The 25,144-nt window shown below is 59.2% G+C and carries 25 protein-coding genes; 15 read left to right on the top strand and 10 right to left on the bottom strand.

Annotated elements, in window-relative coordinates; genetic code table 11:
- The first annotated feature begins 4 nt into the window (after positions 1-4).
- The 7 genes from ACIQAL_RS31305 (at position 5) to trpE (ending at position 8,524) form a co-directional block, all read left to right on the top strand.
- Complete coding sequence (locus tag ACIQAL_RS31305; protein WP_401152539.1) at positions 5-829, top strand: ABC transporter permease; 825 nt, start codon at positions 5-7, stop codon at positions 827-829.
- 148 nt (positions 830-977) lie between these two features.
- Complete coding sequence (locus tag ACIQAL_RS31300) at positions 978-2,351, top strand: sigma-54 interaction domain-containing protein (protein ID WP_401152536.1); 1,374 nt, start codon at positions 978-980, stop codon at positions 2,349-2,351.
- A 182-nt stretch (positions 2,352-2,533) separates the two neighbouring features.
- A complete protein-coding gene (locus ACIQAL_RS31295) occupies positions 2,534-3,697 on the top strand; it encodes an iron-containing alcohol dehydrogenase (protein WP_401152533.1) in 1,164 nt (387 codons plus the stop codon).
- Between the two features lie 87 nt (positions 3,698-3,784).
- Positions 3,785-5,209, top strand: coding sequence for a hypothetical protein (locus ACIQAL_RS31290; protein WP_401152530.1), 1,425 nt, complete (start codon positions 3,785-3,787; stop codon positions 5,207-5,209).
- Between the two features lie 273 nt (positions 5,210-5,482).
- Entirely contained in the window at positions 5,483-6,157 is a 675-nt protein-coding gene (rpe, locus tag ACIQAL_RS31285; RefSeq protein ID WP_166595583.1) for a ribulose-phosphate 3-epimerase, read from the top strand.
- Positions 6,154-6,972: a phosphoglycolate phosphatase gene (locus ACIQAL_RS31280; RefSeq protein ID WP_401152526.1), complete on the top strand. Its 819-nt coding sequence runs from the start codon at positions 6,154-6,156 to the stop codon at positions 6,970-6,972. Before rpe ends, ACIQAL_RS31280 begins: the two co-directional genes overlap by 4 nt.
- A 70-nt stretch (positions 6,973-7,042) precedes the next feature.
- Positions 7,043-8,524 (top strand): anthranilate synthase component I, encoded by a 1,482-nt coding sequence (gene trpE, locus ACIQAL_RS31275; RefSeq protein WP_166595581.1) that lies wholly within the window; start codon positions 7,043-7,045, stop codon positions 8,522-8,524.
- A gap of 142 nt (positions 8,525-8,666) precedes the next feature.
- On the opposite strand, the gene estP is transcribed toward trpE, so the two are convergent.
- Together estP and ACIQAL_RS31265 are read right to left on the bottom strand one after the other, a co-directional pair.
- Positions 8,667-10,607, bottom strand: a complete 1,941-nt coding sequence (gene estP / locus ACIQAL_RS31270) for an esterase EstP (protein WP_401152523.1) — start codon at positions 10,605-10,607, stop codon at positions 8,667-8,669.
- 14 nt (positions 10,608-10,621) lie between these two features.
- Positions 10,622-10,891 (bottom strand): hypothetical protein, encoded by a 270-nt coding sequence (locus ACIQAL_RS31265; protein WP_401152520.1) that lies wholly within the window; start codon positions 10,889-10,891, stop codon positions 10,622-10,624.
- A gap of 185 nt (positions 10,892-11,076) precedes the next feature.
- On the opposite strand from ACIQAL_RS31265, the gene ACIQAL_RS31260 reads away from it, so the two are divergent.
- From ACIQAL_RS31260 to ACIQAL_RS31245, 4 genes are all read left to right on the top strand, one after another.
- Positions 11,077-11,676 (top strand): aminodeoxychorismate/anthranilate synthase component II, encoded by a 600-nt coding sequence (locus tag ACIQAL_RS31260; protein WP_401152554.1) that lies wholly within the window; start codon positions 11,077-11,079, stop codon positions 11,674-11,676.
- A gap of 18 nt (positions 11,677-11,694) precedes the next feature.
- Complete coding sequence (gene trpD / locus ACIQAL_RS31255) at positions 11,695-12,744, top strand: anthranilate phosphoribosyltransferase (RefSeq protein WP_401152551.1); 1,050 nt, start codon at positions 11,695-11,697, stop codon at positions 12,742-12,744.
- Entirely contained in the window at positions 12,741-13,580 is an 840-nt protein-coding gene (gene trpC, locus ACIQAL_RS31250) for an indole-3-glycerol phosphate synthase TrpC (RefSeq protein WP_401152517.1), read from the top strand. Before trpD ends, trpC begins: the two co-directional genes overlap by 4 nt.
- 154 nt (positions 13,581-13,734) lie before the next feature.
- The gene (locus tag ACIQAL_RS31245) at positions 13,735-14,430 is read left to right on the top strand and encodes a biotin/lipoate A/B protein ligase family protein (protein WP_401152549.1); all 696 of its coding nucleotides are present in this window, start codon (positions 13,735-13,737) and stop codon (positions 14,428-14,430) included.
- Positions 14,431-14,436: 6 nt separating this feature from the next.
- On the opposite strand, the gene crp is transcribed toward ACIQAL_RS31245, so the two are convergent.
- Positions 14,437-15,081: a cAMP-activated global transcriptional regulator CRP gene (gene crp / locus ACIQAL_RS31240; RefSeq protein WP_341961566.1), complete on the bottom strand. Its 645-nt coding sequence runs from the start codon at positions 15,079-15,081 to the stop codon at positions 14,437-14,439.
- A 206-nt stretch (positions 15,082-15,287) separates the two neighbouring features.
- Between crp and ACIQAL_RS31235 the strand changes: the two genes are divergently transcribed.
- Positions 15,288-15,710, top strand: a complete 423-nt coding sequence (locus ACIQAL_RS31235) for an OsmC family protein (protein ID WP_062385162.1) — start codon at positions 15,288-15,290, stop codon at positions 15,708-15,710.
- Between the two features lie 193 nt (positions 15,711-15,903).
- Here ACIQAL_RS31235 and coq7 read toward each other — a convergent pair whose 3' ends face one another.
- The 5 genes from coq7 to hemJ form a co-directional block, all read right to left on the bottom strand.
- Complete coding sequence (gene coq7 / locus ACIQAL_RS31230) at positions 15,904-16,551, bottom strand: 2-polyprenyl-3-methyl-6-methoxy-1,4-benzoquinone monooxygenase (RefSeq protein ID WP_401152513.1); 648 nt, start codon at positions 16,549-16,551, stop codon at positions 15,904-15,906.
- 124 nt (positions 16,552-16,675) lie between these two features.
- The gene (locus ACIQAL_RS31225) at positions 16,676-17,014 is read right to left on the bottom strand and encodes a histidine triad nucleotide-binding protein (RefSeq protein ID WP_166595575.1); all 339 of its coding nucleotides are present in this window, start codon (positions 17,012-17,014) and stop codon (positions 16,676-16,678) included.
- Positions 17,015-17,101: 87 nt separating this feature from the next.
- Positions 17,102-17,887, bottom strand: coding sequence for an SDR family oxidoreductase (locus ACIQAL_RS31220; protein WP_166595574.1), 786 nt, complete (start codon positions 17,885-17,887; stop codon positions 17,102-17,104).
- A gap of 51 nt (positions 17,888-17,938) precedes the next feature.
- Positions 17,939-18,859, bottom strand: coding sequence for a DUF805 domain-containing protein (locus tag ACIQAL_RS31215; protein WP_401152509.1), 921 nt, complete (start codon positions 18,857-18,859; stop codon positions 17,939-17,941).
- Positions 18,860-18,904: 45 nt separating this feature from the next.
- Positions 18,905-19,324, bottom strand: coding sequence for a protoporphyrinogen oxidase HemJ (gene hemJ, locus ACIQAL_RS31210; protein ID WP_166595572.1), 420 nt, complete (start codon positions 19,322-19,324; stop codon positions 18,905-18,907).
- Between the two features lie 133 nt (positions 19,325-19,457).
- On the opposite strand from hemJ, the gene argC reads away from it, so the two are divergent.
- Both argC and erpA read left to right on the top strand, forming a co-directional pair.
- A complete protein-coding gene (argC, locus tag ACIQAL_RS31205) occupies positions 19,458-20,492 on the top strand; it encodes an N-acetyl-gamma-glutamyl-phosphate reductase (RefSeq protein ID WP_401152506.1) in 1,035 nt (344 codons plus the stop codon).
- Positions 20,493-20,671: 179 nt separating this feature from the next.
- Positions 20,672-21,022, top strand: a complete 351-nt coding sequence (gene erpA / locus ACIQAL_RS31200; protein ID WP_166595570.1) for an iron-sulfur cluster insertion protein ErpA — start codon at positions 20,672-20,674, stop codon at positions 21,020-21,022.
- A gap of 62 nt (positions 21,023-21,084) precedes the next feature.
- Here the strand turns inward: erpA and ACIQAL_RS31195 are convergent, their stop codons facing one another.
- Together ACIQAL_RS31195 and ACIQAL_RS31190 are read right to left on the bottom strand one after the other, a co-directional pair.
- Positions 21,085-22,176, bottom strand: coding sequence for an anhydro-N-acetylmuramic acid kinase (locus ACIQAL_RS31195; RefSeq protein WP_401152502.1), 1,092 nt, complete (start codon positions 22,174-22,176; stop codon positions 21,085-21,087).
- A gap of 3 nt (positions 22,177-22,179) precedes the next feature.
- Positions 22,180-23,622: a peptidoglycan DD-metalloendopeptidase family protein gene (locus tag ACIQAL_RS31190; protein ID WP_401152499.1), complete on the bottom strand. Its 1,443-nt coding sequence runs from the start codon at positions 23,620-23,622 to the stop codon at positions 22,180-22,182.
- Positions 23,623-23,834: 212 nt separating this feature from the next.
- On the opposite strand from ACIQAL_RS31190, the gene tyrS reads away from it, so the two are divergent.
- Positions 23,835-25,034: a tyrosine--tRNA ligase gene (gene tyrS, locus ACIQAL_RS31185; RefSeq protein ID WP_341961580.1), complete on the top strand. Its 1,200-nt coding sequence runs from the start codon at positions 23,835-23,837 to the stop codon at positions 25,032-25,034.
- The last annotated feature ends 110 nt before the right edge of the window (positions 25,035-25,144 follow it).

Below are 25,144 nucleotides of genomic sequence, written 5' to 3'. Positions count from 1 at the left end.
GACCATGTTGAGCCCTTATTCTTCGCCCGCAGAACGGGTCTGGTTTTACACCCTGCGCATTGTGTGCGGTCTGATTCTGCTGTTCCTGGTGCTGCCGGTGCTGGTCATCGTGCCGTTGTCGTTCAACTCCGGCAGCTTTCTGGTGTACCCGCTGCAAGGCTTCTCGCTGCACTGGTATCAGGATTTCTTCAACTCCGCAGAGTGGATGCGCTCACTGAAGAACAGCATGATCGTCGCCCCTGCCGCAACGCTGCTGGCCATGGGCTTCGGCACGCTGGCGGCGATTGGCCTGACCCGCAGTAACTTCCCCGGCAAGTCGCTGGTGATGGCGTTGGTCATCTCGCCGATGGTGGTGCCAGTGGTAATCGTGGGCGTCGCGAGCTACCTGTTCTTCGCGCCCTTGGGTTTGGGCAACAGCTACACCTCGCTGATTTTGGTGCACGCGGTGTTGGGTGTGCCGTTCGTGATCATCACCGTGTCGGCCACGCTGCAAGGCTTTAACTATAACTTGGTGCGTGCTGCCGCCAGCCTGGGTGCTTCACCGGTCACAGCGTTTCGCCGCGTGACATTGCCGCTGATTGCGCCGGGCGTGATTTCCGGGGCGTTGTTCGCCTTCGCGACGTCGTTCGATGAAGTGGTGGTGACGCTGTTCCTCGCCGGCCCCGAGCAAGCGACCTTGCCGCGCCAGATGTTCAGCGGCATCCGTGAAAACCTCAGCCCGACCATTGCCGCTGCTGCAACGCTGCTGATTGGTTTCTCGGTGATCCTGCTGCTGGTGCTGGAATGGTTGCGTGGGCGCAGTGAAAAATTGCGTACGGCGGTGGAATGATAGGTTTGAGTTGAAATGCTTTCCCCTGTGGGAACCGGCTAGCTGGCTCCCACAGGTAAGACGCGTTTCTCAAGACCGACGTCGCCTCACCTATCTTCCACGCAGCGTTTAAACTTCACCGCTCCTCACCCCGTCATGGAGCTCCTCGGTGAACGTCAACGACGCCAGTTTCGAAGAACTGCTCAACGCTCTGCACGACGGCGTCTACATCACCGATGGCGACGGCAAGACGCTCAAGGTCAATCGCGCCTATGAACGCTTGACCGGGCTCAGCGGCGCAGAGCTGGTAGGCCGTTCGATGCAGGAACTGGTCAAGGCTGGCGTTATCTCCCAATCAGCCTCATTGCGCGTTTTGCAAGAAGGTCGCCCGGTGTCGGTGATGCAGAGCCTGAGCCAAGGCAAGAAGCTCCTCGTCAGCGCGACGCCGATCCTCGATGCCGATCACCGGATTTCCTATGTCGTCAGCACGGTTCGCGACATGACCGAACTGCTGCGCATGAAGCACGAGCGCGACGAACTTCAACAGCTCAAGCAGCTGCGCAACAGCACCGCCAAACTCCACGCTGGTCAACGGGACAACCTGCTGCACTCGCCACTGATGGCCGATCAGGAAGTGTCCGGCCGGGTGTTCGCGCTCGCCCGGCAAGTGGCGGGCAGTTCGGTGAAGGTACTGCTGCAGGGTGAAACCGGCGTCGGCAAGACCCTTGTGGCGCAGTTCATTCATAACGCCAGCCCCCGCGCCAGCGAGCCCTTTCTGGCCCTCAACTGTGGCGCGTTGCCCGAGAACCTGATCGAAGCCGAACTCTTTGGTTATGCCCCCGGCGCATTCACTGGGGCGGGGCCGAAAGGCAAGCGCGGCCTGCTGGAACTGGCGCACCACGGCACCCTGTTTCTTGACGAAATTGGCGACCTGCCGCTGCCCGTGCAGGTCAAGCTGCTCAAAGTCATCGAAGAAAACCGCTTCATCCCCGTCGGTGGGCTGGAGCTGAAAGAAGTGGACGTGCGCATCATCAGCGCGACTCATCACGACCTCAAACAGTTGGTGGCGGAAGGGACGTTTCGCGCCGACCTGTTCTACCGACTCAATGTGGTCCCCATCAGCATTCCTGCGCTCCGGGAGCGCAGCGAAGAAATCCCGCCGCTGCTGCATTACTACCTCGGCAGCTTCAATGCGCGTTATGAGCGGCACATACAGTGGAGCCTCGAAGCGCTCGACCTGATGTGCGAGTACGCCTGGCCAGGCAACATTCGCGAGCTGATCAACATCGTCGAGCGACTGGTGGTCACCAACCAGAACGGGACCATTGAGGCACTGGACCTGCCAGAAGAAATTCTCAACCTCGACCCGAAAAACACCGACGACAGCCGCTTGCCGCTGCGCAAGGTGCTAGAGAACGCCGAACGCTCGGCGATCCGAGCGGCGTTGCAGGTGCACAAGACCACGCGGCTCGCCGCCAAGGCGCTGGGCGTGAGCCAAGCCACAGTGGTGCAGAAGATGAAACGTTGGGAGCGGTCTGATTAGAATTTCAATCAGACCGTCTCAATTCGATCATAAAACTGATCAAAACTGAGCGGTCAAACTCCCTTCTACCGACGTTCCTGTCACGCCCGCCCTTATACCCAAAGGCTTTGCGAGGTTTGGCACAGCTTTCGCTATCTCATTCTGCACGTCTTCCAATAAAACTACGTACAGGACGAGCCCCGATGAGTCTCTCTGCCTCCACCATCAGCGCCTTTAAAATTGCCAACAAACTGATCACTGGCCGAGGCGCCATTGAGCAGCTTTCCGCTGAACTGACCCGCCTCAACGTCACCAATCCTCTGATCGTCACTGACGCCATTCTGGTGAAGTCCGGTACCGTTGACCTCGCGCTGGCGCAATTGGGTGGCCGTCGTTACGGCATCTTCGATCAGGTCAAACCCGAGCCGGAAATCTCAATCGTCGAGGACTGCACCCGCGCTTATCGCGAAGGTGGGCACGACGGCCTGATCGGTCTGGGTGGCGGCAGCGCCATCGACATCGCCAAAGGGGTCGCCGCGTTTGCCGGTCACGAAGGGCCGCTGGCCGAGCTGTTCGGCGTCGATCTGGTGAAACGCAAAGGCCCTGCGCTGATTGCGATTCCGACCACCGCCGGGACCGGTTCGGAAGTGACCAACGTCGCGATTTTTTCCGATAAAGAAGCGCAACTCAAAAAAGGCATCGTCAGCGATTACCTGCTGCCGGACGTCGCGCTGGTCAGCCCGGTCATGACCCTGACCTGCCCGCGCAGCGTGACCGCCGCGAGCGGTGTCGATGCGCTGGTACACGCGGTCGAATCCTACCTGTCGGTCAACGCTTCGCCGATCACCGATGCCATCGCGCTCGGCGCCATCAAGCTGATTGCCAAGGCGCTGCCCAAGGCTTACGCCAACCCCTCGAACCTGCAAGCCCGCGAGGACATGGCCACCGCGAGCCTGATGGGCGGGATGGCATTCGGTAACGCAGGCGTAGGCGCGGTGCATGCGCTGGCCTACCCGTTGGGCGGCCGTTACAACATCGCCCACGGTGTCAGCAATGCATTGTTGCTGCCCTACGTGATGGAGTGGAACAAGATGGCCTGCGTCGAGCGCTTCCGCGACATCGCTGAAGCCATGGGCGTGCGCGTGGCTCACCTGAGCGACAAGGACGCCGCCGATCAGGCCGTCAAAGCCATGGCCGACCTGTGCGCCGCCGTGGACATACCGACGGGCATGCGCAGCTTCAATGTGCCGGAAGATGCCATCCCGGCCATGGCCGAAGAGGCGAGCAAGATCGACCGCCTCATGCGCAACAATCCGCGCAAATTGACCGCTGCCGACATCGAGAAAATCTACCGCGCAGCCTATTGATCCCGAAAAGCCACAGCGCCCTGCTCCCAACACGGGCGTTTGCCGCCACAAGACCCACAAATAAGACCAATAAAACAGGTGCACTCAATGTCCAACACGCCTCAATCGCGGAGCGAAAGCCCCTACATCCCGCTCGGCCCCTTCAAGGTGCGCTTGCCGTTCATTCACTACACATTCGAGATGCCGGACTACCTGCAAGGTCTGCTGATGTGCGCTGTCGACCTGGCTGCCATCCCGCTGATGACCGAATTACTCGGCATGCCGTTCGAGGTGGCGCTGGCGGTGGTGATGCTCAACGGTCTGCTGTATCTCACGCATCATCTGCTCGGCGACCCGACGGTTCCCGGCTGGATCACCCCGGCGGTCCCTTTGCTGATGGCCTATTGCGCGCAATTCCCAATGGGCCCGGAGCGTGTCCATGCCTTGATTGCGTTCCAGTTGATGCTCGGGGTCTTCTCGATAGCGCTCGGCGCGACGGGCATGGCGAAGAAGGTCGTGGAATACGTGCCCTCAGCGATCAAGTCCGGGATCATCGTCGGCGCCGGTTTGAGTGCCGTGATCGCCGTGTTTCAGGTGGGCGGCAAATTCAACGTCCTGCCGTGGACCATCTCCATCGCGGTGGGCATCGCGTTCTATCTGATCTTCTCCCAGCACTTCAACGAGCTGAAACAGCGCAACCGCTTTTGGTGGAATTTCGCCAAGCTGGGGATCTTGCCGATCATCCTGCTGGCGGTCGTAATCGCGCCGCTGTTCGGTGAGGCCCCGTGGCCGACCATTCAATGGGGCATCAGCAAGCCGGACTTCGCCGGGCTGTGGAACAACTACACGGTGTTTGGTCTGGGCATGCCATCGCTGACGATGTTCATCTCGGCAGTGCCGACGATGCTGGCGGTCTACATCATCGTTTTTGGCGACGTACTGAGTGCGAAATCGCTGCTCGACGAAGCGGAAACCGTCCGCACCGATGAAATCGTCGACTACAACCCGGACCGCGCTCATCTGATCTTCGGTGCGCGCAACGCCTTCATGAGTATTTTTGGTCCCGACGTCGCCATGTGCGGTCCGAAGTGGGCGGCGATGCTGGTAGTGGTGATCGAGCGTTTCAAAGGCGGGCCAAAGGCGATGCAGTCGATCATCGGCGGCGTGGGCTCATTCCGTTGGGGCACCAACACAGGCTTGCTGCTGTTGCCGGTCGTCACGCTGGTTCAGCCGATTCTGGGTGTGGCGCTGTCGCTGACGTTGCTGATTCAGGGGTATGTGAGCGTGCGTCTGGGCATTCTCGAAGCGCGCAGCCAGCGTGACCTTGGGATCGCGGGCGTGATTGGCGCAGTCCTGGCCATCAAGGGCGCGAGCTGGGCCTTCGGGATCGGCGTGGTGCTGTGCCTACTGATCTACGGCAAAAACTTCTTCAAGGGTGAAGTGGACGGGACGTTCAGCAAAGACCTGAAGGCTGTGGACAGCAAGCCGGCCGCCAAGACCGAGCGCGTTCAGGAAGAAGCGTTGATCGACTGATCGACCCTCATCCCCTGTGGGAGTGAATTCATTCGCGAAAAGCAGTTCGGTCGCCGGTAATGTATTGTCTGCCCCGGCACCTTCGCGAATGAATTCGCTCCCACAGGTGTTCTGTGCCTTGCCGGAATCCTTGCGAACGACATGACCCAGAGCAGTCCGCTCGCCAGCAACGTCTGAGCTGTGCACAAAACCGCATTCATCCGCCGCACAACCCGCCTTTCAAACTCTGGAGTACAATGCGCGCCACCGTGATTTCGCTCAAAAAGGTGCGTCATGCAGCCCTTCGCTATTGCTCCGTCGATTCTCTCCGCCGATTTCGCCCGTCTGGGTCAGGAAGTCGACAATGTCCTGGCCGCTGGGGCCGACATCGTTCACTTCGACGTCATGGACAACCACTACGTCCCTAACCTGACCATCGGCCCGATGGTTTGCGCGGCGTTGCGCAAGTACGGCATCACTGCGCCGATTGACGTGCACCTCATGGTCAGCCCGGTTGACCGCATCATCGGCGACTTCGTCGAAGCGGGTGCGACCTACATCACCTTCCACCCGGAAGCGACCCAGCACATCGACCGCTCCCTGCAACTGATCCGCGAAGGCGGCTGCAAATCAGGCCTGGTGTTCAACCCGGCGACCCCGCTGAACCTGCTCGAATATGTCATGGACAAGGTCGACATGATCCTGCTCATGAGCGTCAACCCGGGCTTTGGCGGTCAGAAATTCATCCCCGGCACCCTCAACAAACTGCGCGAAGCCCGCGCGCTGATCGATGCGTCCGGTCGCGATATCCGTCTTGAAATCGACGGCGGCGTCAACGTCAACAACATCCGTGACATCGCCGCGGCTGGCGCTGACACGTTCGTGGCGGGTTCCGCCATTTTCAATGCGCCCGACTACAAAGAAGTCATTGAAAAAATGCGTGCAGAACTGGCGTTGGCCCGCGCATGAGCGGCTTCGAGCAGCTGTTTCCAGGTCGCCTGCCCAAACTGATCATGTTTGATCTGGATGGCACGTTGGTTGATTCGGTGCCGGACCTGGCCGCAGCTGTGGACAAGACCCTCAACCAGCTCGGGCGTGCACCGGCGGGCATCGAACGTGTGCGGGACTGGATCGGCAATGGCGTGCGCGTATTGGTGCGCCGCGCCTTGGCCAATGACATGGATCATTCTTCGGTGGACGAAGCCTCCACCGAAGAAGCGCTGGCGATTTTCATGGACGCCTACGGCGACAACCATTCGCTGACCCGCGTTTACCCCGGCGTGCGCGAAACCCTGAAATGGTTGCAGAAGCAGGGCGTGGAGATGGCGCTCATCACCAACAAGCCGGAGCGCTTCGTCGCGCCGCTGCTGGACGACATGAAGCTGGGCCGTTTCTTCCGCTGGATCGTCGGCGGTGACACGCTGCCTCAGCAAAAGCCCGATCCCGCTGCGCTGTTTTTCGTGATGAAAATGGCCGGCGTGCCCGGCTCGCAATCGCTGTTCGTGGGCGACTCGCGCAACGATGTGCTGGCCGCCAAAGCCGCCGGTGTTGCGTGTGTGGCGTTGAGCTATGGCTACAACCATGGCCGGCCGATTGCCGAGGAATCCCCGGCGCTGGTGATCGACGATCTGCGCAAGCTGATTCCCGGTTGCTTAGATGTGGGGGCTGAGATAACGTTGCCTCCAGTTGAAGCCCCCTCCTTTAGAGACTCCATCGTGGTGGTCACTCGCAATCTCTGGATGAAAGTCATGAAGGCCCTGGCCCGCTGGCGTTGGCGCGCCTGACTTGAATCTGGCCGGACGTCCGGCACGTTTGCACACCTGACCGTTTTACCCTCAGACCACGAGGCTGATCATGACCCGCGAAGAATTCCTGCGCTTGGCCGCTGAAGGCTACAACCGCATTCCGCTTGCTCTCGAAACCATTGCCGACTTCGACACCCCGCTGTCGATCTACCTGAAACTCGCTGATGAGCCGAATTCCTATCTGTTGGAGTCCGTGCAGGGCGGGGAGAAGTGGGGCCGTTATTCGATGATCGGCCTGCCGTGCCGTACCGTGTTGCGCGTGCATGAGCACACCATCAGCGTGACCCACGATGGCGTCGAGATCGAGCGTCTGGAAGCCGAAGACCCACTGGCGTTCGTCGAGACCTTCAAGGCCCGCTACAACGTGCCGACCATTCCCGGCCTGCCGCGCTTCAACGGCGGTCTGGTGGGGTATTTCGGTTATGACTGCGTGCGCTACGTCGAGCCGCGTCTGGGCAAGAGCCCGAACCCGGACCCGATTGGCGTGCCGGACATTCTGTTGATGGTGTCTGACGCGGTCGTCGTGTTCGACAACCTCGCGGGCAAGATGCACGCGATCGTGCTGGTCGACCCGTCGCAGCCTGAAGCGTATGAAGGTGGCCTCGCGCGTCTGGAAGCGCTGATGGAGAAACTGCGCCAGCCGATCACGCCACGTCGTGGTCTGGACCTGACCCGTCCGCAAGCCGCAGACCCGGTCTTCCGTTCGAGCTTCACCCAAGGCGACTACGAAAAAGCCGTCGACACCATCAAGGAATACATCTTGGCGGGCGACTGCATGCAGGTCGTGCCGTCGCAGCGGATGTCCATCGACTTCAAAGCCGCGCCGATCGATCTGTACCGCGCACTGCGCAGTTTCAACCCGACGCCGTACATGTACTTCTTCAACTTCGGCGACTTCCACGTCGTCGGCAGTTCGCCGGAAGTGCTGGTGCGGGTCGAAGACAACCTGATCACCGTGCGCCCCATCGCCGGCACTCGCCCTCGCGGCGCGACCGAGGAAGCGGACCACGCACTGGAAGTCGATCTGCTGTCGGACGACAAGGAAATCGCCGAGCACTTGATGCTCATCGACCTGGGGCGCAACGACACAGGGCGCGTCTCGGAAATCGGTTCGGTGAAGCTGACCGAGAAGATGGTCATCGAGCGTTATTCCAACGTGATGCACATCGTGTCCAACGTCACTGGCCAACTGAAAAGCGGGCTGACAGCAATGGACGCGCTGCGGGCGATTTTGCCTGCGGGCACCCTGTCCGGCGCACCGAAAATCCGCGCGATGGAAATCATCGACGAGCTGGAGCCGGTCAAACGTGGCGTATACGGCGGGGCGGTGGGTTACTTCGCGTGGAACGGCAACATGGACACCGCGATTGCGATCCGCACGGCGGTGATCAAGAACGGTGAGCTGCACGTTCAGGCTGGCGGCGGCATTGTGGCTGACTCGGTGCCAGCGCTGGAATGGGAAGAAACCCTCAACAAACGCCGCGCGATGTTCCGCGCCGTGGCGTTGGCGGAGCAGACGCCCGAGGCGTGATCGTCGACCTGTCGCCGCACAATCGTGCGGCGGACACGGTTTTCTGTGGGAGCGAATTTATTCGCGAAATGGGCCGGGCGACACAGATGCGGCGGCTGTATTACCATCGCGAATGAATTCGCTCCTACAGTTGAATGCGAAGTCAGAAATCCAGGCTCAACGCCAGATTCAGCCCTTGCTGCGTCACGTCATCATTCTTGCGCCAGTTGTACCCCGCTCTCAGCGTCAGATCAGGCGCTAATCGCTGACTCAACCCCACACTCGCCCGGTTCGAGCTGCGCTGGGGCTCATACCCCTGCAGATTGAAGTCCACCCCCGGCACGCTGTTCAGAGCGATGGTCACGTCTTGCTGATCCGTATCGAACTCCCGTTCGTGGGCCATTTCGCCGAAGAGTTGGGTCTGCGGCGTGACATCGAACTTGCCTTGCAGGCCCACGCCCAGGCGCTTGGATCGGCGGGTTTGATCGTCATAGTTGAGCGCGGTGGCGCGCGTGCTGTTCTCCGAGTAGCCGTCAATTTCGACGCGGGAGTAATCGGCGCTGATGAACGGCGAAACATGCCAGCGACTGCTCTGCTCGGCCAGGTCGTAGCCGAGTCGGCCGCTGAGTGCCCACAGATTGCCGTCAGTGTCGCCTTTTTCTGCGCCTTCGCTGACGCCCAGCGCGAACTTGCGTTTCAGGTTGTCGTAATCGAGCTTGCCCCCCGATGCTGCCAGGTCAGCCCACCAGTGATTCGCCCGAAACTGCACGAAAGCCGTGGCGATGTAGCTGTTGAGCTTGTAGTCCGAATCCCGTGGTCCGGCTTCAAGCGTTTGCCGATAGGCCCCGGCAACCAGCCCTGCGCGCCAGTCCTCGGCAAACCGGTAGCTGCCGCCGACGGTGAGGTTGTAGCCGTGACCGTCGCCGCTGGCGGAATTGCTTTGTGCGTCGAAGTCCAGTTTCTGACCGCCCCCGGCGACGATGGCGCGCCAGTCCCCGACGTTCTGCCAGTTCCCCCAATCCGCCAGCCATTGACTGCGCAGTTCATCCTGCTGCGCGCGCAACGTGCCGTTGGCCATTTCCGGCAACAGGGTGATTTCCCACGGCGCTGACAGAATCGAGTAACCGTAGTCGGCAATCAGACGCTGGCCCGCGACAGTCGGGTGCACGCCATCGTTGAACAGCAACTTGGTCGGGTCGGGCGAAGTGCCGTTGATGCCGTAAACGCTGTTGGCGCGGCAGCCGTTACCGCTGAAACAAGTGCCCACCAGATTCTGGTCCGCTGCCAAGCCGAATTGGGCGGGATTGTCGAGCACCTCTCGCACCAACCCCGGAACGTTCAGCGGGATTACTTCGGCGTTGATCTGCCCCAGACGGCTGACCAACTGCTGATTGAACACGCCGCTGAGCAAGGTCGAGGGACCTTGCAGAAAGGTCCCGGACACGGCGGGCGTTTGACCAATGTCGGGCAGCAGCCAGACCATGATGTAACGCGCTCCGGCCTGTGAGAGCACTTGCGCGCTGTCGGCCAGATTGTTGGCGGCGTTCACCGCTTGAGCCGGGCTGATGACGCGTCCCTGCAAAAAGTCATTCCCCCCTCCCGTCAGGTAATACAGCGCGTTAGGGTCGGCGCGGAAATTGTTCTCCACCAGATAGCCCGGCCGGGTGCGGAACACCGTGGTCACGCCGGTCGACGTGTCCGTGTTCGCCACTTGCGACTGTGTGGTGATGGCCGCGAGGATCTGGTCCGTCCGGTCGCCGCCGACTGCCCAGTTATTGCCATCGGGCAACCCCTGCGCCGTACGGACAGGCGAGGTCGAGGCCTGCAAATCGCCTGGCGCAACCCCCAGCATCCCGCCGAGCAACGTTGAAGAATTCAAACCAAAGGCTTCGCCGCTGCCGTCTTTGAACGTCGGCCCGGTGCGATTGGTGAAGCGCAACGTAGAACCCGCAGGTCCACCGGCATCGGGGAATTGTCCGGCGTCGGCGAGGCTGTCACCAAAGACGATCATCGTGGAGTAAGGGGAGGAGGCCGCGACTGCCGAGGAGCAGGCGAGGGAGAGCAGGCAGGCAGCAAAAGGCCAGCGCAGAGTGGTTTTCAGCATCGAGAGGTCCCTTCTTATTGTGTGGTGCTGTACCAGAAGGTAGCAGCCTCGATACAGGATGACTTGCCTTGGGTCAGTTGGATGCGCCATTCTGTGTTGGCGTCGAGGTTTGCATCTGCCTCTTGCCAACCTCGAAATGCCGCCAAAAAGCGTTCAGGACCTGCCACCCGGGCACTACGATATTGCGCCACATGCGGCGGTACGCTACTGTGCGGCAACGTATGAACGAGACCTTTCCTGTGTCGATTGTCAGCAGCTTCTTGATGCGTGTTATCAAGGCTCACGCCCGTTGGCGTTGGCGCGCCTGACTATTTCCCTGCCGGCCTTGCCGGACCTGTATTGATATGCCTTCTGTACCTCGGTTTAGTGCCGTTTCGCCGGACAAGCGCCCGCGACTCACCTGTGCACAACTGCGGGTATTGAAAACGGAAGGCCACCCTTGAAGTCAGTTCAAAAGGTTAAGCGCAAAATGCTGCTGATGATCGATAACTACGACTCTTTTACCTATAACGTCGTGCAATACCTGGGCGAACTGGGCGCCGACGTTAAAGTGATCCGTAACGACGAAATGACCGTTGCCGAAATCGAGGCCCTGAATCCCGAGCGCATCGTGGTCTCCCCGGGCCCCTGCACCCCGAATGAAGCGGGCGTGTCCATCGACGTGATCAAACACTTCGCCGGCAAGCTGCCGGTGCTGGGCGTTTGCCTGGGCCATCAATCCATCGGGCAGGCGTTCGGCGGCGATGTGGTACGTGCCCGTCAGGTGATGCACGGCAAGACCAGCGATCTGATCCACGAAGACAAAGGCGTATTCGAAGGTCTGAAACATCCGCTGACCGTCACCCGCTACCACTCCCTGGTGGTCAAGCGCGAGACTCTGCCCGAATGTCTGGAAGTGACCGCATGGACCCAGCTGGAAGACGGCTCGGTTGATGAAATCATGGGCCTGCGTCACAAGACATTGAACGTCGAGGGGGTGCAGTTCCACCCTGAATCGATCCTCTCCGAGCAGGGCCACGAGCTGTTCGCCAACTTCCTCAAGCAGACCGGCGGCACTCGTCAGGGTTAAGGGCAATTCGACATGGCAATGGATATCAAAACGGCGCTGGGCCGGGTTGTGAATCAACTGGACCTGACCACCGATGAAATGCGCGACGTGATGCGCGAAATCATGACCGGTCAGTGCACCCAGGCGCAGATCGGCGCGTTCCTGATGGGTATGCGCATGAAGAGCGAGACCATCGACGAAATCGTCGGCGCGGTTTCGGTGATGCGTGAGTTGGCAGGTCAGGTCGAACTCAAGACGCTGGATCGCGTGGTCGACATCGTCGGGACTGGGGGTGACGGCGCCAACATCTTCAACGTCTCCACGGCTGCCTCATTGGTCATTTCGGCAGCAGGTTGCACCGTGGCCAAACACGGTAATCGCGCGGTTTCGGGCAAAAGCGGCAGCGCTGATTTGCTGGAAGCGGCTGGCGTCTACTTGAACCTGACGCCGGTTCAGGTGGCCCGTTGCATTGACGCTGTGGGCATCGGTTTCATGTTCGCTCAAACCCATCATCAGGCGATGAAACACGCCGCTGGCCCGCGCAAGGATCTGGGCCTGCGCACACTCTTCAACATGCTTGGCCCACTGACGAACCCGGCAGGCGTTAAGCATCAAGTCATCGGCGTGTTCAGTCAGGCCCTGTGCCGACCACTGGCCGAGGTATTACTGCGTCTGGGCAGTAAGCACGTCTTGGTGGTGCACTCTCAGGACGGCCTGGATGAATTCAGCCTCGCGGCACCGACGTTCGTTGCCGAGCTGAAGAACGGCGCGGTCACTGAATACTGGGTGCAGCCGGAAGACCTCGGCATGAAGAGTCAGAGCCTGTTTGGGCTGGTGGTGGACAGCCCGCAGCAATCGCTCGAACTGATCCGCGATGCGTTGGGCCGTCGCAAGACTGAAAACGGTCAGAAAGCCGCCGAAATGATTGTGCTCAACGCGGGCGCAGCGCTCTATGCTGCTGATCATGCCTCGACGTTGAAAGAGGGCGTTGAGCTGGCGCACGACGCGTTGCACACCGGCCTCGCACGCGAAAAACTGGAAGAGCTGGGCGCCTTTACTGCGGTATTCAAACAGGAGAACGAAGGATGAGTGTGCCGACGGTACTGGAAAAGATTCTGGCCCGTAAGGCCGAGGAAGTTGCGGCGCGCCGTGCCAGCGTCAGCTTGTCCGAGCTGGAAACCCTGGTCGCCACAGCCGATGCACCCCGTGGTTTCGCCAAGGCGTTGATCGAGCAGGCCAAACGGAAGCAGCCCGCTGTCATCGCCGAGATCAAAAAGGCATCGCCGAGCAAGGGTGTGATTCGCGAGAACTTCCAACCCGCTGAAATCGCCAAGAGCTACGAAGCGGGCGGCGCGACGTGCTTGTCCGTGCTCACCGACATCGACTTCTTCCAGGGCGCCGACGCGTACCTGAAGGAAGCCCGTGGCGCGTGCAAGCTGCCGGTCATTCGCAAGGACTTCATGATCGACCCGTATCAGGTCGTCGAAGCCCGTGCATTGGGCGCCGATTGCATTCTGCTGATCGTTTCTGCCCTTGATGACGTGCAGATGGCCGAGCTGGCTGCCGTCGCGAAAGCCAACAAACTGGACGTTCTGGTGGAAGTGCACGACGGCGACGAGCTGGACCGCGCCCTGAAAACCTTGGATACCCCACTGGTTGGCATCAACAACCGCAACCTTCACACTTTCGACGTCAGCCTGGAAGTCACGCTGGACCTGCTGCCGCGCATTCCGCGCGATCGTCTGGTCATCACCGAAAGCGGCATTCTCAACCGTGCCGATGTCGAGCTGATGGAAATCAGCGAGGTGTATTCCTTTCTGGTGGGCGAAGCATTCATGCGCGCCGAGAAGCCGGGCGTGGAATTGCAGCGCCTGTTCTTCCCGGAGAAAGGCAATGCGGCGATCAAGGCCAGCACGCTGGATTGACGAAAAAGCGCGGTTTCGGCAGGCCCCTTCTCTGTAGGAGTGAGCTTGCTCGCGATAGCGTCGGTTCAAACAGTGCAGTGGTGTTTGATCCACCCCGATCGCGAGCAAGCTCACTCCTACAAGGGGCGTCGGGCCCATGAGGAGTTGAATGGCTATGACCGTTCGTGCGATAGACATCTGCGTTGAAGCCGGCCTCAAGGCCGAGCAGGATTTGCTGGCCTCGGTCTGCGCCGGGGATGCCGATTACGGCCTCTTGTTCTGGCGGCCCGATGATCACGCGCTGGTCATACCTAGGCGCTCAAGTCGCCTTGATGGCTTTACCGAAGCCAGCGAAACCCTCGCCGATCTTGGTTGGCCGATTCTCCTCAGGGAAAGCGGTGGCGAACCGGTGCCTCAATCCCCCGCCACGGTGAACGTCGCCTTGGTGTATGTGCAGCCACAATCCGAACCTGACCGCGATCGCATCGAAAACGCCTACCTGCGTTTGTGTCAGCCCATGCTTGATGTGCTGGGTGAATTGGGCGGCGCGGCCTCATTGGGCGAAGTCGAAGGCGCGTTCTGTGATGGCCGGTTCAACGTCAATCTTGACGGTCGCAAGATGGTCGGCACCGCCCAGCGTTGGCGACAGAGCCAAGGCGGCAAGCGGCCAGTGGTCTTGGCCCATGGAGCGATGTTGCTAGATAACGAGCGGGTCGAGATGGTCAACGCCGTCAACCGTTTCAATCAGATGTGCGATCTTGACCAGCGGTGTCGCGCCGACAGTCACATCGCGCTGCACGAACAGTTCGCCGCCCCGGATTTCCTCGACCGGCTTGCCGAGCGATACGCGAAACTTTTCGCAGAGCTGTAACGGCGATCAGCGCGTGCCGAACACCACCATGGTCTTGCCGCGTACGTGAACCAGCTTCTGTTCTTCCAGCGATTTCAACACGCGACCGACCATTTCTCGCGAGCAACCTACGATTCGGCCGATTTCCTGGCGAGTGATTTTGATCTGCATGCCGTCAGGATGAGTCATGGCGTCAGGCTGTTTGCACAGGTCCAACAGGCTGCGTGCCACACGGCCGGTCACATCGAGAAACGCCAGATCACCCACCTTGCGCGTGGTATTGCGCAGGCGCTCGGCCATCTGGCCGCCCATGGCGTACATCAGCTCTGGATCATGCTGGCTCAGCTCGCGGAATTTGGCGTAGCTGATCTCGGCCACTTCGCACTCGGTCTTGGTCCGAACCCAAGCGCTGCGCTGAGGCTCGGTGCTGGCTTGCTGGAACAAGCCAAGTTCGCCGAAGAAATCCCCGCTGTTGAGATAAGCGACGATCATCTCCCGGCCATCAGTGTCCTCGATCAGAATCGTGACGGAACCTTTGATAATCAGGTACAGCGACTCGGACTGTTCACCTGCGCAGATAATGTTGGTCTTGGCGGCGCAGCGTCGTCGCTGTGCGTGGGGGAGGAGCTTATCGAGCAGTTTCATTTTGTTCGGTGGGGTCATGACAACCATCGGTGTGTCCCGTAAAAAACTGCGCCTTCCGGCATTCTTATAGGTATCGGCAGTATTTCCGATTTGTCGCAGTTCAGCAGCGGCAATTCCCCTTTTTTTCAGAAATTTCCTACATTTCTGTCGCTTCTCGACATTTCCGGTCCACTCAGCGACATCTCGGCCCTGTGCTAAGCTGGCCGCCTTTTTTCAAGCATCGGAGTCCTGGGATGAAAGCGCGTATTCAATGGGCGGGTGAGGCCATGTTCCTCGGCGAGTCGGGCAGCGGTCATGTGGTCGTGATGGACGGCCCACCCGAGAGCGGCGGCCGTAACCTGGGCGTGCGCCCGATGGAGATGGTGCTGATCGGCCTGGGCGGTTGCAGTAACTTTGACGTGGTCAGCATCCTGAAGAAAGCCCGCCAGCCCGTTGAAAGCTGCGAAGCGTTTCTGGAGGCCGAGCGCGCCACTGAAGACCCGAAGGTGTTCACCAAGATCCACCTGCATTTCGTGGTCAAGGGGCGTGGGCTGAAAGAAACTCAGGTGAAGCGTGCGATCGAGCTGTCGGCTGAGAAATATTGCTCGGCATCGATCATGCTGGGTAATGCCGGCGTCGAAATCACCCACGATTACGAAATCATCGAATTGGGTTGAGGTACTCTGTATCGCAATGATTTGCTGGCGGGGGCAGCCATCACCGGCAAGCCAAAGCACAGCCCAAAAACCTGTAGGAGCGAATTTGTTCACGAGAGGTCAGTACATTCGACACCTTCCTGTCGCCTGTACCTACGTCTCGCGAATGAATTCGCTCCTACAGTAAAGCAGGCAACCTGCGGCAACGCTTAGATCAAACCCGATAGGTGCTCTTGGTCATGACCTTGGCCAGCAGGCTCATGCCAAACTTGACCGGCGCCGGGAACCGATAACCGCCCGCTTCGATGGCGCCTTCGGCATGTAACTCTTCGTCGGTGCGCATCTGCTCCAGGATCGCCCGGGACTTCTCGTCCTCGATCGGCAATTGCTCCAGATGCTCGTTCAGGTGCTTGCAAACCTGATCTTCTGTCGCCGCGACAAACCCCAGACTGACCTTGTCGCTTATCAGACCGGCCACCGCGCCAATGCCAAATGACATGCCGTAGAACAGCGGGTTCAGCACGCTGGTATGGCTGCCGAGCTGGCGAATGCGTTGTTCGCACCACACCAGGTGATCAATCTCTTCCTCGGCGGCGTGCTCCATCGCCTTGCGCACATGCGGCAGTTTCGCGGTCAGGGCCTGGCCCTGATACAGCGCCTGCGCACAGACTTCGCCGGTATGGTTGATGCGCATGAGCCCCGCGACGTGTTTTGCGTCGGTCTCATTCATCTTGGTGTCGGGTTGCACGATGGCGGGGGAAGGGCGATGAGCATGCGCGCTGGCGGGCAGCAGCGTTTTCATCGCGGCATCGGCCTGGAGCAGGAAGCGGTCGATAGGGGAGTAGTGACGTTCGGTAGCCATGGGCACCTCCGGATAAATCCATGGCGGCCAGTCTACCTCAATCGCCGTGACGAGGCTTGCCCTGCGTCAGCCCGCCGATGCCCGTGATAGACGCTCGGCGGGTGTAAGTCGTTGAAATCGCGACTTAGCCCGGCGGCCAGGTCATTTGACGCTTGCCCAACACGTGCATGTGAATGTGATAGACGGTCTGGCCGCCTTTCTCGTTGGTGTTCATCACCACCCGGAAACCGTCCTCGCAACCTTGCTCCTTGGCCAGGCGCTGCGCGGTGAAGAGAATGTGGCCCAGCAGGCCTTTGTCTTCTTCGGTCACGTCATTGAGGGTCGCGATGGGCTTTTTCGGGATGACCAGAAAGTGCACCGGCGCTTGAGGGGCGATGTCGTGAAACGCCAGCACCTGATCGTCTTCGTAGATGATCTTGGCCGGAATTTCCCGGTTGATGATCTTGGTGAACAGAGTCTCCACAGCCTTGTTGCTCCGTTTTCGAGAGGGGTGGGACGAGTGTACTGAGCGTGTCGGTTCACGCCCAGCCGTTTGTTGTTCCTTAGCCGGTCAGACGGATGTGCGTGACTTGAGGATCGACCCCCAGATTTTCCGCGTCATCCAGCGCCCGGCGTAGCGAGGCAGGCGAGTCAGGAAGCGGTTTCGCCAGCCCGGCACGATCACCGCGCGATTTTTGTCGAGCGCGCGGACGGTATACAGCGCGATCTCTTCGGCGCTCATGGTTTTATCGTTGGTGAACTTGTCCGCGTTGAGCTGCGCGGTTCTGAAGAACGACGTTCGCGTAGGGCCGGGGCACAGCACGGAGATCTTCACGCCGGTCTTTTTCAACTCTTCGCGCAACCCTTCGGAAAAATGCAGCACGAAAGCTTTGCTGGCGGCGTATGTGCTCATCCATGGCCCGGGCTGAAAGCCCATGATCGAAGACACATTGAGAATTTGCCCGCCACCTTGCACCGCCATCAGGTTGCCGACGGTGTGGCAGAGACGGGTAAGCGCCAGCACGTTGAGGTCCAGCAGATCCTGCTCCTGCGCCCATTCTTGCGCGAGAAACGGACCGCTGTTGCCGATGCCTGCGCAGTTCACCAGCAGGTCGATCTGGCGTTCACCCTCTTCCAGCTCCAGCAAAAAACCCGACAGCCGCAGCGGCTCGCCCAGATCGCAGGCGCGGAACAGCACCTCAACGCCGAAACGCTGGGTGAACTCAAGCGCGATGCTTTCCAGCATGTCCCGATGACGGGAAACCAGAATCAGATTGCGGCCACGGCGGGCCAGGGCTTCGGCCATGGCCAGGCCAATGCCGCTGGATGCGCCTGTGACCAGGGCGTAACGGGTCATGCATTTCTCCAATGTTGCAAATGTCGAGACCGCCTCCATGCGATCAGGCAGTTATTGATCGTCGTCGCCGTCGCCTGCATCGGGAGGCGTTGCGGGGTCAACCTGTACATCGGGTGTGGGCTGGTCCGAGTCGTCGTCATAAGGCAACGATTGTTCATATTCACCGGTTGTGGCTTTGACTTCCTCTTTGACTTTGTGGAAGCCGCCCAAGAGCGCTGCGACGAACACCAGAGCAAGGAAAACGACCCAAAGCACGGCGAGGACTTTCACCGCTCGGGTGTTTTTGGGCGGTGGCGGCCCGTAACGGTTAGGGCCCGCGTTGCCCGGGATCACCATCATGAGCAGTGGAAAAACGCTGTTCACCAGGGGTATCAGATTCAGCAGCAACAGCCACGCGGACCACCCCGCGTCGTGGAGGCGCTGAGCGCCCATCTGAATGCTCACCACAAGGAAGACGATAACCAGCACGGTGGCCAGCAGGCCTCCAGCCACCAGCGACATGCTCAGCACCCCAAAACACAAGGCCGCAAGCAGCATCGCCACGAAGCTCAGCACCATTGACCACGCCAGATAACGCAGGCGTCCGATACGACCCTGAACAGTGAAGACTTTTAATTCGCCTTCGGTTGGCCACTCGGTGGTCACCGATGCACGGGGCGGCGCATAAGGCGACGCAGCTGGCTCGAACGCCGGCTTCGCCTGAGCGGGCTCTTCAATTTCCTCCAGCGTCCATGCGACGGATGGTTCTGGCTCGATCCGGGCTTCGACACCGGCATCATTCAATGCCTTCAAATACCGTTGCGCATCATCACGGGTCAGGCCACGTTTGACCGTCATCGGTTTACCGGTGAATAGCCGATCGATACCGGACACATCACTCTTGAACAATTGCGCGAGATTGAGGCGAGCGGTTTCCAGGTCCACACCCGTTCGCAGCTGTCCTTCGAAAACGATCTTGAAGTGTTCTGCCATGCTTGGCTTCCTTGTCTTGGGTTAGAGGCGTCTAGTGCACTGGGATCAGAATGGCTTGACCACGACCAAGATGACGATCGCCAGCAGAATCAGTACGGGAATTTCGTTGAACCAGCGGTAGAACACGTGGCTGCGGCCATTCTCACCCCGGGCGAAGCGTTTGACCTGAGCGCCACACATATGGTGATAGCCAATCAGGATCACGACCAGTGTCAGCTTGGCGTGCATCCAGCCCTGTTGGAGGTAGCCGGGGATGAGTGTAATCAGCCAGATGCCAAACACCAGCGTGCCGATCATCGCAGGGCCCATGATGCCGCGATAGAGCTTGCGCTCCATGGTGCAGAATCGCTCACGGCTGACGGCGTCTTCGCTCATGGCGTGGTAAACGAACAGGCGGGGGAGGTAGAACAGGCCGGCGAACCAGCAGACCATCGAGACGATGTGCAGCGCTTTAATCCAGAGCATTTTTAAGTTTCCACAATCACGGTGGCGCAAATAGTAGTGGCATGGGTGCTCGTACGTCACGTTCACGGTTGTCCCGCAGGCTCTGGACTCCTATCATCTGCGGCTTTCCAGTGGTTTCGTTGAGGGGCACGTTATGGTCAAGGTCGGTATCGTCGGTGGCACGGGTTACACCGGCGTCGAGTTGCTGCGTCTTCTGGCACAGCATCCAGAAGCTGAAGTGGTCGCGATCACCTCGCGTTCCGAAGCAGGTCTGCCGGTGGCCGACATGTATCCGAACTTGCGCGGCCACTATGACGGCCTGGCATTCAGCGTGCCGGACGTGAAGGTACTGGGCGCGTGTGATGTGGTGTTCTTCGCCACTCCGCACGGCGTTGCACATGCCTTGGCGGGCGAGCTTCTGGCCGCGGGCACCAAGGTCATCGACCTGTCCGCCGACTTCCGCCTGCAAGACGCGGACGAATGGGCCAAGTGGTACAACCAGCCGCATGGCGCGCCGGAACTGCTGCCTGAGGCGGTGTACGGCCTGCCGGAAGTCAATCGCGAGAAAATAAAAGGTGCGCGGCTGATTGCTGTACCGGGTTGCTACCCGACCGCCACTCAATTGGGCTTCTTGCCGTTGCTCGAAGCGGGGCTGGCCGATCCGACCCGCTTGATCGCTGACTGCAAGTCCGGCATCAGCGGTGCAGGTCGTGGCGCAAGCGTGGGTTCGCTGTATGCTGAAACCAGCGAGAGCTTCAAGGCGTATGCCGTGAAAGGCCATCGTCACCTGCCGGAAATCAGTCAGGGCCTGCGTCGTGCAGCCGGTGGCGATATCGGCCTGACGTTCGTGCCGCACCTGACGCCGATGATCCGTGGCATTCACGCCACCCTGTATTCGACTGTTGTGGATAAGTCTGTCGACCTGCAGGCACTGTTCGAAAAGCGTTACGCCAACGAGCCGTTCGTCGACGTCATGCCCGCAGGCAGCCACCCGGAAACCCGAAGCGTGCGCGGCGCGAACGTCTGCCGAATTGCGGTGCATCGTCCTCAAGGCGGCGATCTGGTCGTCGTGCTGTCGGTCATCGACAATCTGGTCAAAGGTGCGTCAGGTCAAGCTGTGCAGAACATGAACATCATGTTTGAACTGGACGAGCGCATGGGCCTGTCCCACGCAGCGTTGCTTCCATAAAAGCTGCGTCGAGCGGTAAGCGGCAAGCTCCGAGGTCGGGCGGGGTCGCAAGCTCTTCACTTGCAGCTTGTCGCTCGCAGCTCGTGGCTGCTTTCACAATAGTTGACCGATTTTGTAGGAGAAGCGGATAATGCCCGTCATTACGCATTATGACGGCTTACCGCCGGGAGATATTGAGCATGAGTGTTGAAACCTTCACACCTACGGCTCTGGAATTCACGCACGGTGCAGCGCACAAAGTGAAAACCCTGGTCGATGAAGAGGGCAATGACCGCTTGAAGTTGCGGGTTTTCGTGACTGGCGGTGGCTGTTCCGGTTTCCAGTACGGTTTTACCTTCGATGAAGACGTGGCCGACGATGACACCATCGTTGAGCGCGAAGGCGTCAGTCTGGTGGTTGACCCGATGAGCTTCCAGTACCTGGCAGGCGCAGAAGTGGACTATCAGGAAGGTCTCGAAGGCTCTCGCTTCGTGATCAAGAACCCGAATGCCGCAACGACCTGCGGCTGTGGTTCTTCGTTCTCGATCTGAGTCATTCGCTGTAAACGAAAACGCCGCGCAGATGCGCGGCGTTTTGCATTCTGCCTTTTGGATCAAGCAGGGTAGATCGCACCCAGTACACGCAGACCTGCCGCACCTGTGACGCTAGGGCGGTTTGCCGGAACGCTTTCCAGAGCGCAATGAGCCAGCCATGCGAACGCCATGGCTTCGACCCAGTCAGGATCGACCCCAAACTCGGCAGTGCTGGAGACTTTGGTGTTCGGAAGCAGAGCAGCCAAACGGGCCATCAGCGCCTTGTTGTGGGCGCCGCCGCCACAGACCAATAATTCTTTAGTCTGGGCCTGGGCCGATTGCAGCGACTCAGTGATGCTCAATGCCGTTACTTCAAGCAGCGTTGCCTGAACATCCTCGGGTTTTAACGTCGGCAGCTGGAACATATGGTGATGCACCCAGCCGAGGTTAAACACTTCGCGGCCCGTACTCTTCGGCCCTTTGGTCTGGAAGAAGTGGTCGCTGAGCATCGATTTGAGCAGATCCGCATTAACCGTTCCGCTTTCGCCCCACGCGCCATCCTTGTCGTAACTCAAGCCGCGTTGGGCCTGAATCCACGCATCAAGCAACACGTTGCCCGGCCCGGAATCGAACCCGGAAACCGGCTTGTCGATCTCGATCAGGCTGAGGTTGCTGAACCCGCCAACGTTCAAGACGGCGCGATAGTCCTTGTTGTCATCGAAAAGCGCTTCATGGAAGGCCGGAACCAGAGGTGCACCTTGGCCACCTGCCGCAATGTCACGTTTGCGGAAGTCACTGACGACAGTGATGCCGGTCAGTTCTGCCAGGAGCGCTGGGTTACCGATTTGAATTGTGAACCCTCGCGCCGGCTCATGCCGAATCGTCTGGCCATGGCTACCGATGGCGCGAATCTCACCAGCCAGTTTGTTTTGCTGATCCAGGAGCGCGAGCACACCCTGAGCGGCAAGGCGGACCCATTTCTGCTCGGCGATGCCAGCACGGGCTAGCTCGTCTGGGCCGCTGGCGCACAAGCCAAGCAGCTCTGCCCTCAGGTCGTCGGGCATAGGAATGTAGTGGGTGCCGAGCAGACGCGGTCGGTCATCCTGTTCTACGAGTGCGAAGTCGAGTCCATCCAGACTGCTTCCGGACATTACACCTACATATAAAGTCATAGGTCAGCGCTTACTCGAGGCCAGCATGGTGGCCTTTTCCTGGTCCATGCGCGCCATCAGAGGTTGGCTTTCCTGCATGAACCGCTGTTTTTCGGACTTGGCGATCGGGTCTGCCATTGGCAGCTTCTGACCCAACGGGTCAACGTGAACGCCATTTACCTGGAACTCATAATGTACATGCGGACCTGTCGACAGGCCGGTTGTTCCAATATAGCCGATGACTTGGCCTTGCTTGACGCTGGAACCGTTCTGGATGCCTTTGGCGAATCCTTGCATGTGGCCGTACAGCGTGCGGTAAGTCTCGCCGTGCTGAATGATCACCGTGTTGCCGTAACCGCCACGGCGACCAGCCAGAATCACTTTCCCATCACCCGTCGCCTTGATCGGCGTGCCCCGTGGTGCAGCATAGTCGATGCCTTTATGGGCGCGGATCTTGTTCAGGATCGGGTGCTTGCGACCCATCGAAAACAAGGAGCTGATGCGAGCATATTCAACCGGTGTACGGATGAATGCCTTACGCATGCTGTTGCCATCGGCGGTGTAGTAGTTGGTATTGCCTTGTTTGTTGGTGTAGCGCACGGCGGTATAGCTCTTACCGCGGTTCGTGAAACGAGCAGACAGGATATTGCCGGTGCCGACGGTCTTGCCGTTGACAACTTTTTGCTCGTAGATCACGTCGAATTCGTCACCCTTGCGAATGTCCTGCGCGAAGTCCACGTCATAGCCGAAGATATTCGCCATATCCATGGTCATGCTATGGCTCAAGCCGGCGCGCTGTGCGGATTGGGACAGAGAGTTACTGATTACCCCGTGAACATACGCGGTGCGTACATTTGGTTTGTTGACGTCGCGGGTGAAGCTGTAGCCCTTGTCGGTCCTCGACAGGCTGATGCTTTCGAGGTCATTGAGCTTACTGTGCAGTTGTTTGAGCTTGCCCTCGGGCGATAGCTCGAACTGCAGGATTTGCCCATTCTTCAGTTGGCTGAATTGTTTGGCCTGCTTGTCGCTGGCAATCACTTCATGGACAGCGGCGGGTGGAAGGCCGACTTTCTCGAAAAGGGTAGAGAGGGTATCGCCCTTGGAGACCACAACTTCCCGATGAGTTGGGCTTTTTGCAGCCGCAGCGACTTCCTTTTCGGGTTTGTCGGGAGTGGCGGCTGGCGCACTGCTGGCGGTGTCTTCCGGCTCATCTGCGTTGTTGTCGATCTGCGCAAAAGGGGAATCTGTGGAGGACTCTGTGGCTTGAGACTGCGTTTGAGCGTCTTCTTGTTGCTTGAGTTGATCGACCGGTGTGTCCAGTTCGAGGCTCAGGTTGGTTTTCTTGGCTTCGACATCACTGGATGGAAAAACCAGAAGGGCCAGGCTCAGCAGGGCGGCGATACCGCTGGCTGCAAGCAGGTGGCTCTTCGGATAAAGCGGAGGCGCTTTAGGCGGAGTGTCGTTCATAGGTAATTTTGACTTTGAAAAAAGATGAAATGGAAAAGATGAATGACATGATGAAGATGAAATAACTGTATAAAATATAACCAAATCCTGCCTGAGGCAAGCTTGCGTTCGGATCGTTCCCTGATTCGTCGAGCATCTGTTGCCAGAACTTGTATTTGGGCGGTGATCTTGTATGGTTGTTTCCCTTTGAAATAAGGCATTACGGGGCTGAAATGAAGTCGGTTGAAGAGCAGCTCGCGCTGATCAAGCGTGGTGCAGATGAACTCCTGGTCGAGTCCGAACTGGTCGCAAAGCTTAAGCGTGGTCAGCCACTGCGCATCAAGGCCGGTTTCGATCCTACGGCCCCTGACCTGCACTTGGGTCACACGGTGCTTATTAATAAGCTGCGGCAGTTCCAGGAGTTGGGCCATCAGGTCATCTTTCTGATTGGCGATTTCACCGGCATGATCGGCGACCCGAGCGGCAAAAGTGCCACGCGTCCGCCGCTCACTCGTGAGCAGGTGCTCGATTACGCCGAGACCTACAAGGCGCAAGTCTTCAAGATTCTCGATCCGGCCAAGACCGAGGTGGCGTTCAACTCCACCTGGATGGATCAACTGAGCCCGGCCGATTTTATCCGTCTCTCGTCGCAGTACACAGTGGCGCGTATGTTGGAGCGCGACGACTTCGACAAACGCTACAAGTCGAACCAGTCCATCGCCATTCATGAATTCCTCTATCCGCTGGTCCAGGGCTACGACTCGGTGGCGCTGCGTGCCGACGTCGAGCTGGGCGGCACCGATCAGAAATTCAACCTTCTCATGGGGCGTGAGCTGCAGCGTGCTTATGGTCAGGAAGCGCAGTGCGTGCTGACCATGCCGTTGCTTGAAGGTCTGGATGGCGTGAAGAAGATGTCCAAGTCGTTGGGTAACTACGTCGGCATCCAGGAAGCGCCGGGCATTATGTATAGCAAGCTCGTTTCTATCCCTGACGCACTGATGTGGCGCTACTTCGAGCTGCTGAGCTTCCGCTCCATGGAAGAGATCGAAGGTTTCAAGGCTGATTGCGAAGCCGGCGCGAATCCCCGGGACATCAAGATCAAGCTGGCGGAAGAAATCGTGGCGCGTTTCCATGGTGAAGAGGCTGCTGCGTCTGCGCACCGTTCTGCGGGCAACCGGATGAAAGATGGCGAGCTGCCTGAAGACTTGCCCGAGATATCGGTATCAGCGACTGAAGACATGCCAATCGGCGCCATCCTTAATAAGGCAGGGTTGGTGAAGAACGCTGCGGTTGCTCGCGACCTGTTGGCGTCTGGTGGTGTGCGTATAGATGGTGAAGTGGTTGATCGTGGCTTTGTCTTTAAAGTAGGCGCGACCCATGTTTGTCAGGCCGGGAAGAAGGCGTTTGGGCGTGTTACGCTGAATTTGGAATAAAGTTCAAATAAGTGCTTGACGCCCCTCCGGATGTGTCTATAATTCGCCCCACTTCCGGCGCAGTCGGAACCGAAAACTCCTTGAAGATCAACGGGTTACAGGTTCAGGAT

It is taken from the genome of Pseudomonas sp. NPDC088368 (assembly GCF_044753445.1).
Taxonomy (GTDB): domain Bacteria; phylum Pseudomonadota; class Gammaproteobacteria; order Pseudomonadales; family Pseudomonadaceae; genus Aquipseudomonas; species Aquipseudomonas bambusae.
This window is presented reverse-complemented; position numbering and strand designations above follow the sequence as displayed.